Source organism: Anaerotruncus rubiinfantis (assembly GCF_900078395.1).
Classification (GTDB): domain Bacteria; phylum Bacillota; class Clostridia; order Oscillospirales; family Ruminococcaceae; genus Anaerotruncus; species Anaerotruncus rubiinfantis.
The window spans coordinates 99379-113289 of sequence record NZ_FKLA01000008.1 but is presented as its reverse complement, the minus strand read 5'-3'; the positions used below and the strand labels follow the sequence as shown (position 1 = coordinate 113289).

Here is a 13911-nt window from a genome sequence, read left to right as displayed (position 1 = left end):
CTTCTTATGGCAGGATTTTTATACAAGGGAATATTGCTGCAGCAGCAAAAAGAACCTGCGCTGTCCCGCGACCTGCGGGAGTTTTTCAATGCGGATACAATCGGCGTCCAGATGGACCGCGAACCAGTATCCGACGTTGACGAGCTCACGCCTGGGGAGATCATCAGCATCGCGCGTTCGGCAAAAATCATCGATGAGCGCGACGGCGGGCTGCTAGCGGATAAACTTTCCGAATGCCATGTCCATCCGCCGAAAATTCTCATCGGGGACGCCATTGACGACGAACCCTATATCTCCAGCCAGCTCAACCCCCTGCTCAAAAACCAGAAGCTGGCCGCAGACGGACTGCGGATTGTGCAGCGCGCGGTCGATGCGCAGGAGGCCTATTTCGCAGTCTACAAAAATCTGAGCGACCTGGAGATCAAAATCCCGAAACTGATTGGGGAATACCCTGTTAAACGCATTCGCGGGCGCTATCCGGCCGAATACCAGGCGTCTAAGATTTTTGAAGGCGGCGAGGATGTCCTGACGGTCGGCGTGGGGGCTGTCCTCCATCTCGCACGCGCGGTCTACTACAACAAGCCTCAGACCACCGCGTTTGTCACAGTGGCCGGCAGTTGTGTTGGAAACCCCACCAATCTGGAGGTTTCTCTCGGCATGACCGTCAACCAGGTGCTGGAGCGCTGCGGGCTCATCGATGACCCAAGCCGGGTCATCGTGGGCGGTTCGATGACCGGCATCAGTCTCATCGACACCGAAAACACCCTTGTCACCCCAACCACCCGGGCAATCCTGGCATTCCGCGGGGAAGAAAAGAAAATGAATTTCAACTGCATCGGCTGCTCACGGTGCGTACATGTCTGTCCGGAAGGGCTCAACCCTTTCTTCCTCTATCGCAGCATCAAGCTGCACCGGTTTGTGGATTTCCGCACGCTTGACGCACAGATGTGCATTGGCTGCAACACCTGCAGCTATATGTGCCCCGCCAAGCTCGACCTGTCTGAAACGATCCGGCAGGGCCAGGAGGAATTCCGGCGGATGGCCGGCTCAATGCGCGCGGCGGCCGTGGCGCAGGCCAGGGATGAAAAGGCGGATTTCGAGACCTATATGGCGCAGTGGCAAGCGGGTGAAGATCGCCGCTGTCAGCTTCGCGCCGAACGCAAGGCCGCGCGTGAAGCACGCAGGGCCGAACGCGAAGCTCAGCGGGAGGCGCGGCGCGCTGAACGGGAAGCCGAATTGGAAGAGAAAAAACGCGAGGCGCGGGAACAGGAGCGCAAACTCCAGGAGGCCGCATTGAAAGCGCAGGAGTTTGGCGGTAAGCTCGAGGATCTGGTCGAGGACGTGGGCGTGGGAATCACCGCCGCTGCCGTGGATGCCGGAGAAAAATTTGGCGAGCTGATGGACAGCACCGTCGAAAAACTTGATCAGGCGATCGGTGAATCGATTGCGCAGGATGCGGCTGAGGAGCTCGCGCAGGCCCTTGCGGAAACAAAAATGGCCGCGCCGCCCTTGCCAACCGAGGATTCCTACAGTAAACAGGAGCCGCTGGAGGTTGACCTGTTGGCTGAAACCGAGGTGGAACTGGCCGCGAAGGAGCCTTCCGAGGCAGAACCGGCTGTTTCCAAAGAAAATCTGGGGGAACAAGTCAAAGCGCCTGCCGCAAAAATCGCAAGCGCGCCGGATATGCCAAACGGCGGCCTGGAGGAGCTTGTTGAAAACGCGCAGGAACAGCGGGAAACCGCCGAATCCACCGCAGGGGCGGCGAAAGCGGCCGATGCGGCCGCAGAAGAACCGGAAGCTGCCGTTGAAAAGCCCGCAGAGCCGGAGGGAACCGCTAAAAAGCCGGTCACCGTGCTCGGGGACCCGGCCGCGAATTCCGGCTGGCACAAAAACAATGAGAATTCCGGGAGGGCGGACCATTGAAGCTGACCAAACATCCTGCTCCCCATATCCGATATCAGGAGAGCAACAGAACCCTCATGGCCGACATGATCCTCTTGCAGCTCGTGCTGTTTGTTCCGGCCGTGGTATATTACGGGCTGCGCGTGCTGGTGATCGCCGCCATCACGGTGGCGACCGCTGTGCTCTGCGACGGGGCCTGCACCCTGCTGCGGGGCAAAAAACTCAATCCGCGCGATTTCTCCCCGGTTGTAACCGGGCTCATCATCACCCTCTGTATGCCCGCCACGGTGCCCTACCGCGTGGTGATCGCCGCGGCATTCTTTGCAATCGTTGTGGTCAAGCATCCGTTCGGCGGCACCGGCAACAATCTCTTCAATCCGGCGGCCGCGGGGCTCTCGTTCGCGGCCATCTGCTGGCCGAATCAGGTATTTATGTACCCGCAGCCGTTTGAATCGATCCCCGCGTTTGGAGAGGTCGCGGTCAAGCTTTCACAGAATCCCGCCTTTGTCCTGAAGCTCGGCGGCATTCCGACCAACGACATCACCGAGATGATCCTTGGCAATTATCCCGGCCCAATGGGCGCGACCAGCATCCTGGTCATCGTCGCCTGCCTGGGATATCTCCTGTTCCGCGGGACGGTGCGCTGGCAGCTTCCGATCCCGTTTCTGGCGGCCTGCGCGTTTGTGGCGTTTTTATTCCCACGTGTCGGCACCAACGGCGTGCAGAGCATGCTTTACGAACTGATGTCCGGCACGCTGCTTTTCGGCGCGGTCTTTATGATTTCAGACCCGGCCACCAACCCAAAGCGAGACTCCTCAATGGCCGTTTACGGCATCTTCGCCGGGCTCATAACCATGCTGTTCCGTTATTTTGGCGGTTTTGAAGAAAGTATGGCGTTCGCCGTCCTCTTCGCCAACGCCTTTGTGCCGCTCATCGACCGGTACAACGAATCCCTGCACCGGGTGATAAGGAGGAAAAATCTTGAAGCTCGAAAAGCTAAGAAAGCACAGGAAGCATAAACGCTGGCTGGAAGGGATCTTTTCAAAGAATCCCGTCTTTGTCGGCGGGCTGGCGCTCCCATTTGCCGTCATGATCACCAGCAGTCTGAAAAACAGCGTGGCTGTTTCGATTGTCCTGGCTTGTTCGCTGATCCCGACAGTGCTGCTTGCGGCGCTCATCGGGACAAAAGTCCCGCGCTGGGCGGGCGCAATGATCTATCCGATGTTTTCGATGGTTCTTGTTGTGGCCTGCACGCCGCTCATTCTGCCGATCGCGCCGGAAGTCACCGACTCACTCGGCGTCTATCTCCCGATCCTTGCAGTCAATACCCTCCAGTCGACCCTGTGCGCCCGCTATGCACAGGATACCGACCGTCCCGGGATGGCGCTGGTCGACGCAATTACCTACAGCATCGGGTTCGCGCTGGCGCTCGGGGTCATCGGTGTGCTGCGCGAACTGCTCGGCAACAACACTGTGTGGGGTGTCCCGGTCGCGGTCCCCTTTAAGCTGGGCGGGGTGCAGATTGCTTTCGCGGGCTTTTTGCTGCTGGCAATCTTTTCGGCTTTCTTCCGGTTCTGTTCGCGCGGGATCACCTGGTGGCTTTACCGGCGCGACAATCCAAAGCACGGGACTTCACTTCCACTCTGACTGCAATCCTTCTGAATTCGGAGGTACTCTATGGACGCCATCTATCAATTCCTGATCGTCGTGCTCACTGCGATCGTGCTGCAAAATGCGGTTTTTACCCGCGGACTCGGTTCCAGCAAAGGAACCCTGATGATGTCCTCCCCGAAAAAGATCCTCTTTTTCGGCGGGACACTGACCTTTATCGCGGTTTTTTCGTCACTGCTTGCCTGGCCGTTCGTCTATCTGCTGCGGCAGAACGACGCGTTCATCGGACAGCCACACTGGCGTTACCTGATCGCGCTCGGCAGCATCTGCGTGGTTTATGCGCTGCTTTATTTTGTCTCCCGGCGGTTTCTGCCGGTCCTGCACTACCATATCCGGAATTTTATCGAGGCTGCCGCGTTTAACAGCGCGGTGCTCGGCGCAATGCTCATTGCGTTCGGCGCGGTCTACAGCTTTTCCAAAACGGCTGCTTTCGCACTGGGGGCAGGCATCGGTTATACGCTGGCCCTTCTGCTCATTTATGAAGGCAAACGCCGCATCATGCTCTCTGAGGTTCCGCGTTCGTTCCGGGGATTTCCGGTCATGCTGCTCTATATGGGCATTCTTTCCCTTGCGATCTACGGCCTCATCGGCCATCAGCTGCCGACCTGACTCCTCCTGCCCGGACCGGTTTTGCACGAATCCGTGCGACGATATCCTGAAATGGCGGTGAACACATGCCAAAGCAAATAAAAATCAAACGGTACCGCCGCATGTACCGGCGTTATCATTCCCCGTCCTCCCTGCTCATCAAGGGTGCTGGAATCCTCCTCGCGGTCTGTGTACTGGCTTTCATCGGCTGGAGCGCTTATGGTCCCATCATGGACTTTCTGTCCGGCGAACCGCTTTCCAAGCCGAATGAACCCGCCGCATCCAGCGCCGCCGCCGCGGCACCGCCCGTGGAGGAACCGGAACCCGAACCGGAGCCCGTCCCGGCAATGCCCGCTCAGATACAGGCGGTTTACGCGCCCGTATCGGCGCTTTCCAGTCTGGAAGCTCTTGACGCTTTCCTTGACAAAATCACCTTCACCGGGGTAAATGCCCTGCTGTTTGATCTTAAAGACTCGAATGGGAATATCCTTTACCGTTCCGGCCTGGAGCGCGTCTCTCAGACCGGCGCGCAGGTTTCCGGCGCGTATGATCTTGCTGCGGTGTGCAGCCACCTTGTTTCGAAAAATATCGCTCCGATCGGCCGGATGCAGGCTTTCCGCGACCCAGTCGCGGCTTCTGCGCTGACGGGCGCGGGCGTGACTTATATGAACTCCGAAATGCTCTGGCTTGACAACGCCAGGGAGTCTGGGGGCAAGCCCTGGCTCAATCCCTATTCCGATACCGCACGCGCCTATCTTTATGAGATCGCTGAGGAAGCGGTTTCGATGGGGGTAAAGCAGGTCCTCCTTGACAATGTGAATTTTCCGGTCGCGTTCGGCGGGCTGGAACTTGCCACCTACGGAGAAAAAGCCGCGACTGAAAGCCGCCCGGCGGCGCTGGCCTCCTTTGTACAGGAGATGTCCGCCCGCCTCACCCCGCGCGGCGCGGACGTTTCGGTCTATCTTTCCGGTATCTCCGCACTCGGTCTCAACGACGTTTACTATGGCGGCAGCCCGTTCGATGTGTCCGGCGACAACCTTACCATCGGCGCAATGCCCGCGCAGTTTGGAGACAGCTTTATACTGGATAATTTTTCGGTCAGCGCCCCGATCCTTGCGCCGGGTGAAACAGTCCGTTCGCTGATGCAGGCGCTTTCTCAGAATCTTTCCGGCAAACAGGTCACCGCGCTCATCCAGGGTTACACTTCCACCGCCTCGCTTACGAATAATAAATCCTATCTGGCGGAAGATATAACCGCACAGATTTCCGCGCTCACCGCGAGCGGTATTCCGAATTATGTCGTTTACAGCCCCGATGGGAACTACCCGGGTTAAAGGAGGAATTTTACCGATGGCGTTCAAAGTCCGGCTTTTCCACGGTTCCCCCGATTATGAATCCCTGCATGTCGCAAAGCTCACCTGTTTCCCGCTCGAACGGCGGGATTACAAGCCCTATTCGCAGGCGCGCGTCTGCTTTGCTCCGGATGGGCTTCATCTGCAGCTGCTCGCTTTTGAGGCGGAACCGCTCCCCGAAAGCAGCATGATGGCGTTCTTCTCCTTTGCGGAAAAGGTTCCGCCTCTCGCGCTTTCGCTTTCGGCCAACGGCAGGTTCTCCGCGTCTCTTGCCTGCACCGTCACGCCGGTTGAAGCCGCGGTACACACCTTTACCGGCGAAGACCTGCAGGGCGTCTACTGGGGCGGCAACATCCAGATACCGCAGAAGGTGCTTACCGGGGTTTATGGCTTTGAGGCGGTGCCCGGAGCAATTTTCGCGGGCAATCTTTACAAGCTCTGTGAGAATCCCGCACGCACCCATTACGGCTGCTTCTATCCAGCCGATTTCAAGCGTGCGCTGCACGACCCCAGGAACCTCGGAGAATTCGATGTCATCGATTACTGAAATAAGAATCCGCCGGCATAGCCGGCGGTTTTTCTTATGCGGGTATAACCCGCTGTTACTGGCAGCCATTGCAATGGCATATGCGGTCTGACATTTGCAAAAGCTTGTTACTTATTCCCCTTAAAAGGGTCCTCGTATTCTCTAAACGTTAATTGATCCTGTAGTTTATCTTCTTCCAATTGGTTTTTTATGTATTCTGCGATCTTTTTGGCGTTTTTCCCCGCTGTGTCTACATAGTACCCGCGGCACCAAAAAGATCTATTCCCATGCTTGTATTTCAAATTTGCGTGTCGTTCATGAATGATCAAGCTGCTTTTTCCTTTCAGAAATCCCATAAAACTTGATACGCTCATCTTTGGCGGTATTTCTACAAGCATATGGATATGATCCTCACATACTTCTGCTTCTACGATATTTACGCCTTTCCACTCACATAACTCTCTTAATATCTTCCCAATTTCTGCCCTCTTTTCCCCATAGAATTCTTTCCTCCTGTACTTTGGCGCAAACACGATATGATATTTGCAATTCCATCTTGTATGTGCTAAACTTTTACTGTCATTCATTTCGAATGTCCTCCTTTTGGTGTTCCTTGCAGTTGCCAGACCGCAAGCCCATTTTACACCAAAAGGAGTTTTTATCTCCTCCTCCTCGCTAAAGCTTTTTTCATACCACCGACATAGTCGGTGGTTTCTTGACAAGCAAAAAGGAACCGGTTATAACCGGTTCCTTTTTCCGTCTATTCTATTTTTTTACGGCTGCCGCAATGACCAGCACCACTTTCTGAACGATCAGCGGAAGCACAACGCCCAGCGGATTGATCCCGGGCACGAGCAGGGCGATCGCCAGGACTGCAAAGACCAGAAGATAGCGCGCGGCAAATCCCCGCGTTACAATTTTGGAGGCGTTTTCCGGCCGCTCGGTACCCTTTTTAATGATCCAGCGCACCAGAAGCGCATCTTCCACCGCAAGGATCACCCCCAAAAGCAGGCCGATGACCATCCCCGAATCCAAATCCCGTCACTCCCCGAAATGTACGTTATAAAGTTTTTCGCGCACCATCTGCGCAACTTCGCTATAGGTTTTGTTGAAACGGCATTCCCCGTCCTGCACGCGTGTACACTGGAAATCCTCCGAACCAACACAGCGGCTGATGGTGATGGGGCCTTCCACAATCTCCACCACTTCCCCCAGCGAGATTTCGCTGGCTGGCCGCGCAAGCTCATATCCTCCCTGGGTACCTTTGTAGGAACGTACCACTCCTTCCGCAACGAGTTTGCGCAGGATCTTGAGCGAAAAACGCAGGGTGACACCGGTGTTGGCCGCAATGGTTTTGGCATCCATGCGCATCCTGTTCTGTGAAAGGCAATTGACGATGCGAACCGCATAATCGGCTTCCAAAGTTATATGCATAAAACCGCTTCTCCTTGTTGACGGGATTTTAATGTATACCATTTGAATATACATTAAAGTATACGCTATATACTCCGTTTTGTCAAGGGGAGGCGCTCCGACGGTTTTTTCCACGCGCCGCGGCGCGCAGGAATCAGTCGAGGAAGTCCTTGAGCTTTTTGCTGCGGGAGGGATGGCGAAGCTTTCGCAGCGCCTTTGCTTCGATCTGACGGATGCGCTCGCGGGTGACATTGAACTCCTTGCCAACCTCTTCCAGCGTGCGGCTGCGGCCGTCCTCCAGGCCGAAACGCAGACGCAGGACCTTTTCCTCGCGCGGGGTGAGGGTCTGGAGCACATCGGAGAGCTGTTCCTTGAGAAGCGTATGGGAGGCCGCGTCGTCCGGCGCGGGTACGTCGTCATCCGGGATGAAGTCGCCCAGGTGGCTGTCCTCCTCCTCACCGATCGGGGTCTCGAGCGAAACCGGCTCCTGCGCAACCCGCATGATCTCGCGCACCTTGTCGGACGGCATGTCGAGCTCAGCGGCGATCTCCTCCGCGGTCGGCTCGTGGCCGTTCTTATGCAGCAGCTGGGAGGAAACCTTTTTCACCTTGTTGATTGTTTCAACCATGTGCACCGGGATGCGGATAGTACGCGCCTGGTCCGCGATTGCGCGGGTGATCGCCTGGCGAATCCACCAGGTCGCATAAGTCGAAAATTTGAATCCTTTGGTGTGGTCAAACTTTTCGACCGCCTTGATGAGGCCGAGATTTCCTTCCTGAATCAGATCGAGGAACTGCATCCCGCGGCCGACATAACGCTTCGCAATGCTGACAACCAGGCGCAGGTTCGCCTCCGAAAGGCGCTTGCGGGCTTCAATGTCCCCTTCGCCCATGCGCACGGCCAGATCGATCTCCTCATCCGCCGAAAGCAGCGGAACACGGCCGATCTCCTTGAGGTAAACTTTGACCGGGTCGTCGATATTGATCCCTTCCGCGGCCAGCGCGACATCCAGGTCGGCCGTTTTGCCCAGATCCTTTAGATCCTCCTCGACCGGTGTGACCATATCCTCCACGATTTCGACGTTGTTGCTTTCGAGCAGGTCATACATTTTGTCAACCTGCTCCACATCGTAATCCAGCTCTTCAAGCGCGTCACTGATCTCCTTGGTGGTCAGCTTTCCTTTGGCCTTTCCGGCTTCGAGCAGGTCCCGTAAAACGTTCTTCTTATCCGCCATGCTTTTTGTGTCCCCCTATTTCTTTTTCGACGCAAGCGAGGCTATGTACGCCTTCAGGTCGTCGTCTGACATTGCTGCGACCTCATCCTGCGACTTGATATTCTTGTGGCTGAGAATGGTGCTGATATAGGCATTGGCATCCTCGATGCCAAACATCATACCCGATACGGAATTGAGCAGTTCTGCAGCGACGCCCATCTGTTCGACGGAAAGTGACGCGGAAAGCATCGCAAGTTCGATTGACTGCCCATTTTGCAGGCGCTCGAAGAGCACCCGCGCGATCTCCCGGTTGCGGTCTGTGACAAAATCGTCCAGGGTGATCTGTTTCGCGATCTCTTCGTAATAATCTGGATTTTTCATGAGGATTGCAAGCAGCTTGTCCTCAGCCAGCGCGTATTTGATGTTTCGGGCGCGCTGGAAATCCTGCTTCTGAGAAGGGGTGCGCACCTCGCTGTAGACTTTGAGGTCGCCCGCGTCGCGCTTCTGCTTTTTCGCGGCGCGTTTGCGTTCATAGGTGAGCTGTGCGGCGATCGCGGCTTTGTCCACCTCCAGGTCGGCGGCGGTCTTTGCGATATAGACGTCCCGTTCGATGGCATTCGGCACGCCCGCCATCAGCTTGACAAACTCCCTGAGGAAGCCCACCTTACCATCGGCCGTATCGGTGTCGTAACTCTGTTTCAGCTTGGCGATTTCAAACTCTGTCGCGTTCGAAGCGCCCTCGATCAGAAGGCCGAACCGCTCGGCGCCGAATTTCTTGATATACTCGTCCGGATCCTTCGCCCCGGACATCGAAAGTACCCGGATCTTGACGCCCACTTCACCCAGAAGGCCCACGGCGCGCCGGGTGGCCGTCTGGCCCGGCCCGTCCGAATCGTAGGCGATGGTGACATTGTCGGTATATTGTGCCATCAGGCGGGCCTGCTCGCCCGTCAGCGCGGTTCCAAGCGTCGCGACGGCATTGTCAAAGCCCGCCTGTTGGACAGCGATAACGTCCATGTAGCCCTCGCAGAGAAGAAGTCCGCTGCGTTTTGAAGCTTTGGCAAAATTCAGGGCAAACAGGTTGCGGCTCTTTTTAAAGACCGGAGTATCACCGGAGTTGAGATATTTAGGTCCCTTCGCGTCCCCCATAATCCGTCCGCCGAACCCGATGACATTCCCGCGCAGGTCGATGATCGGAAAGATCACCCGCCCGCGGAACTGGTCATAAAGCCCGCCGTTTCGTCCGCGCGAAACAACCGCCGCCGCGAGCAGCTCGTCGTCGGTGAACCCTTTGCTTTTGAGATGCCTGAGGGCCGCGTCCCAGCTTTCGGGCGCGTAACCGAGCCCGAACCGGGTGATCGTCTTGTTGGTGAGCGCACGCTCGTGCAGATAGTCAAGCCCACGCTTCCCGATGGGGTCGACGAGGCACGCATGATAAAAACGAGCCAGCGTCCGGTTTAACTCCAAAACGCGGGTTTTCATCCGCGCCATCCCATCGTCCCGCGCATCCTCCGGCATTGCCATGCCGGCGCGCTGGGCCAGGAACTTGACCGCTTCGACATATTCGAGGTTCTCGATCCGGCGGATGAAGGTGATGACGTCGCCGCCCGCGCCGCAGCCGAAGCAGTAAAAGCTCTGGTTGTCCGGGTAGACGGTGAAGGATGGGCTCTTCTCCGAATGGAACGGGCACAGGCCGCTTAAGACCCTGCCGCGCCGCTTGAGCTGCACATAGGACGAGACGATCTGCTCGATATCGCTGTTATTTTTGAGTTCCTGCAAAAACAGGTCGCTGATCAATGCGCGCGCTCCTTTCGGTTTCTATTTGATCTCCCAGGATTTTGGGATGAAGAGGTCTTCATAGGTGTTGACCGCGTACCGGTCGGACATGCCGGAGATGTAGTCGCAGACCGCGCGGTGCTCGTCGGAGCGCTCGCGGATCGCCCGGTATTCGTCCGGCAGCTCATCGGGATGGGCAACAAAATATTCGTACAGACTGCCCACCACCGCCTGCGCTTTGCCTTCTTCGCCTTTGGCGGCGGGGTTCAGATAGACCGCTTCGTGCATGAAGCGGTTAAATTCCGCGAAGGCTTCCGCGGTTTCCCCGCCCATACGGATGTCATCTCCGCTATTTTGGATGATCGAATCGATGAGCGCGGTGATCCGCTGGGATTTGGTCCGGCCAAGGGTGTACTTGATCGTCCAGGGGATGTCGTCGTTTGAAAGCACCTTGGCGCGGATCGCATCCTCGATGTCGTGGTTGAGATAGGCGATCTTATCCGCGAAATAGACGACCCGCCCCTCGAGCGTTGCAGCCCGCCCTTCGGGAGATGGGTTTGAATAGGAGTGGCAGCCGATGCCGTTGCGCACCTCCCAGGTGAGATTGAGTCCGGCGCCGTCATTTTCAATCTGCTCGACCACCCGGACACTCTGCGCGGCATGCGAAAAACCGTAGGGACAGACCTCCCTGAGCGCCCGCTCCCCGGCGTGCCCGAACGGCGTATGGCCGAGGTCATGCCCCAGCGCGATCGCTTCGGTCAACTCCTCGTTGAGGCGCAGCGCCACGGCCAGCGTCTTGGCGATCTGGTTCACCTCCAGCGTATGGGTGAGGCGGGTGCGGTAGTGGTCGCCTTCGGGCGAGAGGAACACCTGGGTCTTATGCATCAGCCGCCGGAAGGATTTGCAGTGGATGATCCGGTCCCGGTCCCGCGCGTAAGCGGTACGGATTGGGCAGTCGGCAACCGGGCGTTCCCGCCCGCGGGAATGCTGGGGAAGGCTCGCGTATTTTGACAAAGTTTTCTCCTGGAGCGCTTCGGTCTGCTCACGGATGGTCATCTTTCCCCGTCCCTTCCCAACTGTCATAGAACGCCTTGATACCGGCATTTAGCCAAGCTTCTATTATAATATACGCCACAAATAAAAAAATTCCTGCCGGATGCAAAAATTTCTTGCAACCGACAGGAACCGACAAAACATTACCCATTCATACAGGCCCAGCGCCGGTCGATCACCCGCGGGGCCACCTGCGCGGCGGTCAGCTCGGTGAGCGCCTTCTCAAAGCCCGCCAGGTCACAGTCCCGCAGCAGCACCTGCAGCCGTACCGCCACACCGAAATCGGATGTGGTCATGACCGCGCCGTGCTGCGGCAGAAGATAGGAGATCTTCCCATAAAGATCGTAGCTAAATTCCAATTCCAGCTCGGTGCATTCGCACATGCGCATCCGCTCGGCCGCGTCAACGGCGAGCTTCGCTCCATGGGTATACGCGCGCACCAGACCGCCCGCGCCGAGCAGAATCCCGCCGAAATACCGGGTCACCACCACCACGAGGTCGGTGAGCCCCTCCTTTTGCAGAACGTCGAGCACCGGGATGCCCGCGGTCCCCTGCGGTTCTCCGTCGTCCGAATACCGTTTCAGCTGCCCGTCCCGCAGGATATAGGCGTAGACATTGTGGCTGGCGTCCCAATGTTTGCCGCGCTTCTCATTGATGAATGCGAGCGCTTCCTCTTCGGTTGTAACCGGCTTCACCGCCCCGATGAACCGGGAGCGGCGCTCCACAAATTCGTCTTCAGCGTAGCTTCGTATAGTGGTGTATTCGTCCATGCCTTCCTCCTGCATTTTTTTGCGCCAAAGGCCGCCGGCAGTTTGCCGGCGGCCGGGAAATCATATTTCGGGGACGCACACTGTATCAGTAGGCGATTCCCTGCCATTTCATCGCGTCGGCAATCTTCATGAAGCCCGCGATATTCGCGCCCATCACCAGGTTCCCCTCGTCCCCGAATTCCTTCGAAGCGTTGTAGGAGTTGTGGAAGATATTCTTCATGACCTCTTGCAGGCGGTTATCGACCTTCTCAAAGGTCCAGGCGTAACGCATGGCGTTCTGGCTCATCTCAAAGCCGCTGGTCGCGACGCCGCCCGCATTGGCCGCCTTCGCGGGCCCAAACAGGACGCCGTTCTTCTGAAAGACCTCGATGGCTTCCGGCGTGCAGGGCATGTTCGCGCCTTCCGCAACAGCCATCACGCCGTTATCGACCAGGATCTGCGCCGAACGCACGTCGAGTTCGTTCTGCGTCGCGCAGGGCAGCGCCACATCGCATTTAATCTTCCAGATACGGCGGCATCCTTCATGATATTCGGCGGTGGGAACGCGCTTGGCGTATTCAGAGATGCGTCCGCGCTCGACCTCCTTGATCTGCTTGACAACATCGATCTGGATGCCGTTCGGATCGTAGACATAACCCTGCGAATCGGACAGCGCAACCACCTTAGCGCCCATCTGCTGGGCTTTTTCGGTGGCGTAGATCGCAACGTTGCCCGAGCCGGAGATGACGGTCACCTTGCCCATCATCGTCTCAAATTTCATCGATTTGAGCATCTCCTGGGTGAAATAGAGCAGACCGTAACCGGTTGACTCGGTGCGGGCAAGCGAGCCGCCGTAACTGGGGCCCTTGCCTGTCAGCACACCGGAAAATTCGTTCTTGAGCCGTTTATACTGGCCGTACATATAGCCGATTTCCCGTGCGCCGACACCGATGTCGCCTGCGGGCACATCGGTGTCGGTTCCGATGTGGCGTGAAAGCTCGGTCATGAAACTCTGACAGAAACGCATGACTTCCCCGTCGCTTTTACCCTTCGGGTCAAAGTCGCTGCCACCCTTGCCTCCGCCCATCGGCAGGCCGGTGAGCGAATTTTTAAAGCACTGCTCAAAACCAAGGAATTTGACGACCGAAGAACAGACCGACGGGTGGAACCGCAAGCCGCCCTTATATGGGCCGATAGCAGAATTGAACTGGACGCGCCAGCCGCGGTTGACCTGGACTTTACCCTGGTCATCCACCCACGAAACGCGGAACTGGATGATACGCTCCGGTTCACACATACGCTCAATGATGCCTTCCTTGACGATGTCCGGACGTCTTTCCACGACCGGCTCAAGCGATTCCAGCACTTCGCGCACCGCCTGCAGAAACTCCGGCTGTGCCGGGTTGCGGTCGTAGACCTTGTCGTAGACCTCCTGCAGGTAGCTGTTCTTAAAATTTGACATAGATTCCTACCTCCCGATTTAGAGAATCACCAGAGAAACCAAATTGCCCGCCCCTTTTCAGGCAATCCGGTTCTTATGTTGTTTATTATAATAAACTGTTTGCAATTTAGCAAGTCAAAAGTTGCATTTTAAGGTGTATATCTCTGTTTTTTGTTTGATTTACGAATTTTCCTTTTCATGGGGCACCATCAGTTGACGAAAAACAC

Annotated in this window: 14 protein-coding genes; 6 read left to right on the top strand and 8 right to left on the bottom strand. The window is 56.8% G+C overall.

The annotated features are described in order from the left end of the window. The first annotated feature begins 6 nt into the window (after window positions 1-6). The 6 genes from BN4275_RS02785 to BN4275_RS02760 all read left to right on the top strand — a co-directional run bounded on the left by BN4275_RS02785 (window position 7) and on the right by BN4275_RS02760 (window position 6060). Window positions 7-1923: an SLBB domain-containing protein gene (locus BN4275_RS02785; RefSeq protein ID WP_066453551.1), complete on the top strand. Its 1917-nt coding sequence runs from the start codon at window positions 7-9 to the stop codon at window positions 1921-1923. Beyond that, a complete protein-coding gene (locus tag BN4275_RS02780; protein WP_066453548.1) occupies window positions 1920-2921 on the top strand; it encodes an RnfABCDGE type electron transport complex subunit D in 1002 nt (333 codons plus the stop codon). The genes BN4275_RS02785 and BN4275_RS02780 overlap by 4 nt, the downstream gene beginning before the upstream one ends. Then, complete coding sequence (locus BN4275_RS02775) at window positions 2884-3549, top strand: Rnf-Nqr domain containing protein (protein WP_066453546.1); 666 nt, start codon at window positions 2884-2886, stop codon at window positions 3547-3549. Before BN4275_RS02780 ends, BN4275_RS02775 begins: the two co-directional genes overlap by 38 nt. Before the next feature lie 30 nt (window positions 3550-3579). After that, entirely contained in the window at window positions 3580-4182 is a 603-nt protein-coding gene (locus tag BN4275_RS02770) for an Rnf-Nqr domain containing protein (protein WP_066453544.1), read from the top strand. A 65-nt stretch (window positions 4183-4247) separates the two neighbouring features. After that, a complete protein-coding gene (locus BN4275_RS02765) occupies window positions 4248-5495 on the top strand; it encodes a putative glycoside hydrolase (protein ID WP_066453543.1) in 1248 nt (415 codons plus the stop codon). Between the two features lie 16 nt (window positions 5496-5511). After that, the gene (locus tag BN4275_RS02760; RefSeq protein WP_066453542.1) at window positions 5512-6060 is read left to right on the top strand and encodes a hypothetical protein; all 549 of its coding nucleotides are present in this window, start codon (window positions 5512-5514) and stop codon (window positions 6058-6060) included. 107 nt (window positions 6061-6167) lie between these two features. Here the strand turns inward: BN4275_RS02760 and tnpA are convergent, their stop codons facing one another. From tnpA to gdhA, 8 genes are all read right to left on the bottom strand, one after another. Then, on the bottom strand, window positions 6168-6626 hold the full coding sequence (gene tnpA / locus BN4275_RS02755) for an IS200/IS605 family transposase (protein WP_066453539.1): 459 nt from the start codon (window positions 6624-6626) through the stop codon (window positions 6168-6170). Between the two features lie 178 nt (window positions 6627-6804). Then, window positions 6805-7074, bottom strand: coding sequence for an ATP synthase subunit I (locus BN4275_RS02750; RefSeq protein WP_066453537.1), 270 nt, complete (start codon window positions 7072-7074; stop codon window positions 6805-6807). A gap of 6 nt (window positions 7075-7080) precedes the next feature. Beyond that, the gene (locus BN4275_RS02745) at window positions 7081-7473 is read right to left on the bottom strand and encodes an RrF2 family transcriptional regulator (protein ID WP_066453535.1); all 393 of its coding nucleotides are present in this window, start codon (window positions 7471-7473) and stop codon (window positions 7081-7083) included. Window positions 7474-7606: 133 nt separating this feature from the next. Next, window positions 7607-8686, bottom strand: coding sequence for an RNA polymerase sigma factor RpoD (gene rpoD / locus BN4275_RS02740; RefSeq protein ID WP_066453527.1), 1080 nt, complete (start codon window positions 8684-8686; stop codon window positions 7607-7609). 15 nt (window positions 8687-8701) lie between these two features. Next, the gene (gene dnaG / locus BN4275_RS02735) at window positions 8702-10462 is read right to left on the bottom strand and encodes a DNA primase (protein WP_066453524.1); all 1761 of its coding nucleotides are present in this window, start codon (window positions 10460-10462) and stop codon (window positions 8702-8704) included. 21 nt (window positions 10463-10483) lie between these two features. Further along, complete coding sequence (locus BN4275_RS02730) at window positions 10484-11497, bottom strand: deoxyguanosinetriphosphate triphosphohydrolase (RefSeq protein WP_066453516.1); 1014 nt, start codon at window positions 11495-11497, stop codon at window positions 10484-10486. A 140-nt stretch (window positions 11498-11637) separates the two neighbouring features. Then, entirely contained in the window at window positions 11638-12264 is a 627-nt protein-coding gene (locus tag BN4275_RS02725) for an IMPACT family protein (RefSeq protein ID WP_066453513.1), read from the bottom strand. 85 nt (window positions 12265-12349) lie between these two features. Next, window positions 12350-13705, bottom strand: coding sequence for an NADP-specific glutamate dehydrogenase (gene gdhA, locus BN4275_RS02720; RefSeq protein ID WP_066453510.1), 1356 nt, complete (start codon window positions 13703-13705; stop codon window positions 12350-12352). Window positions 13706-13911: the final 206 nt, after the last annotated feature.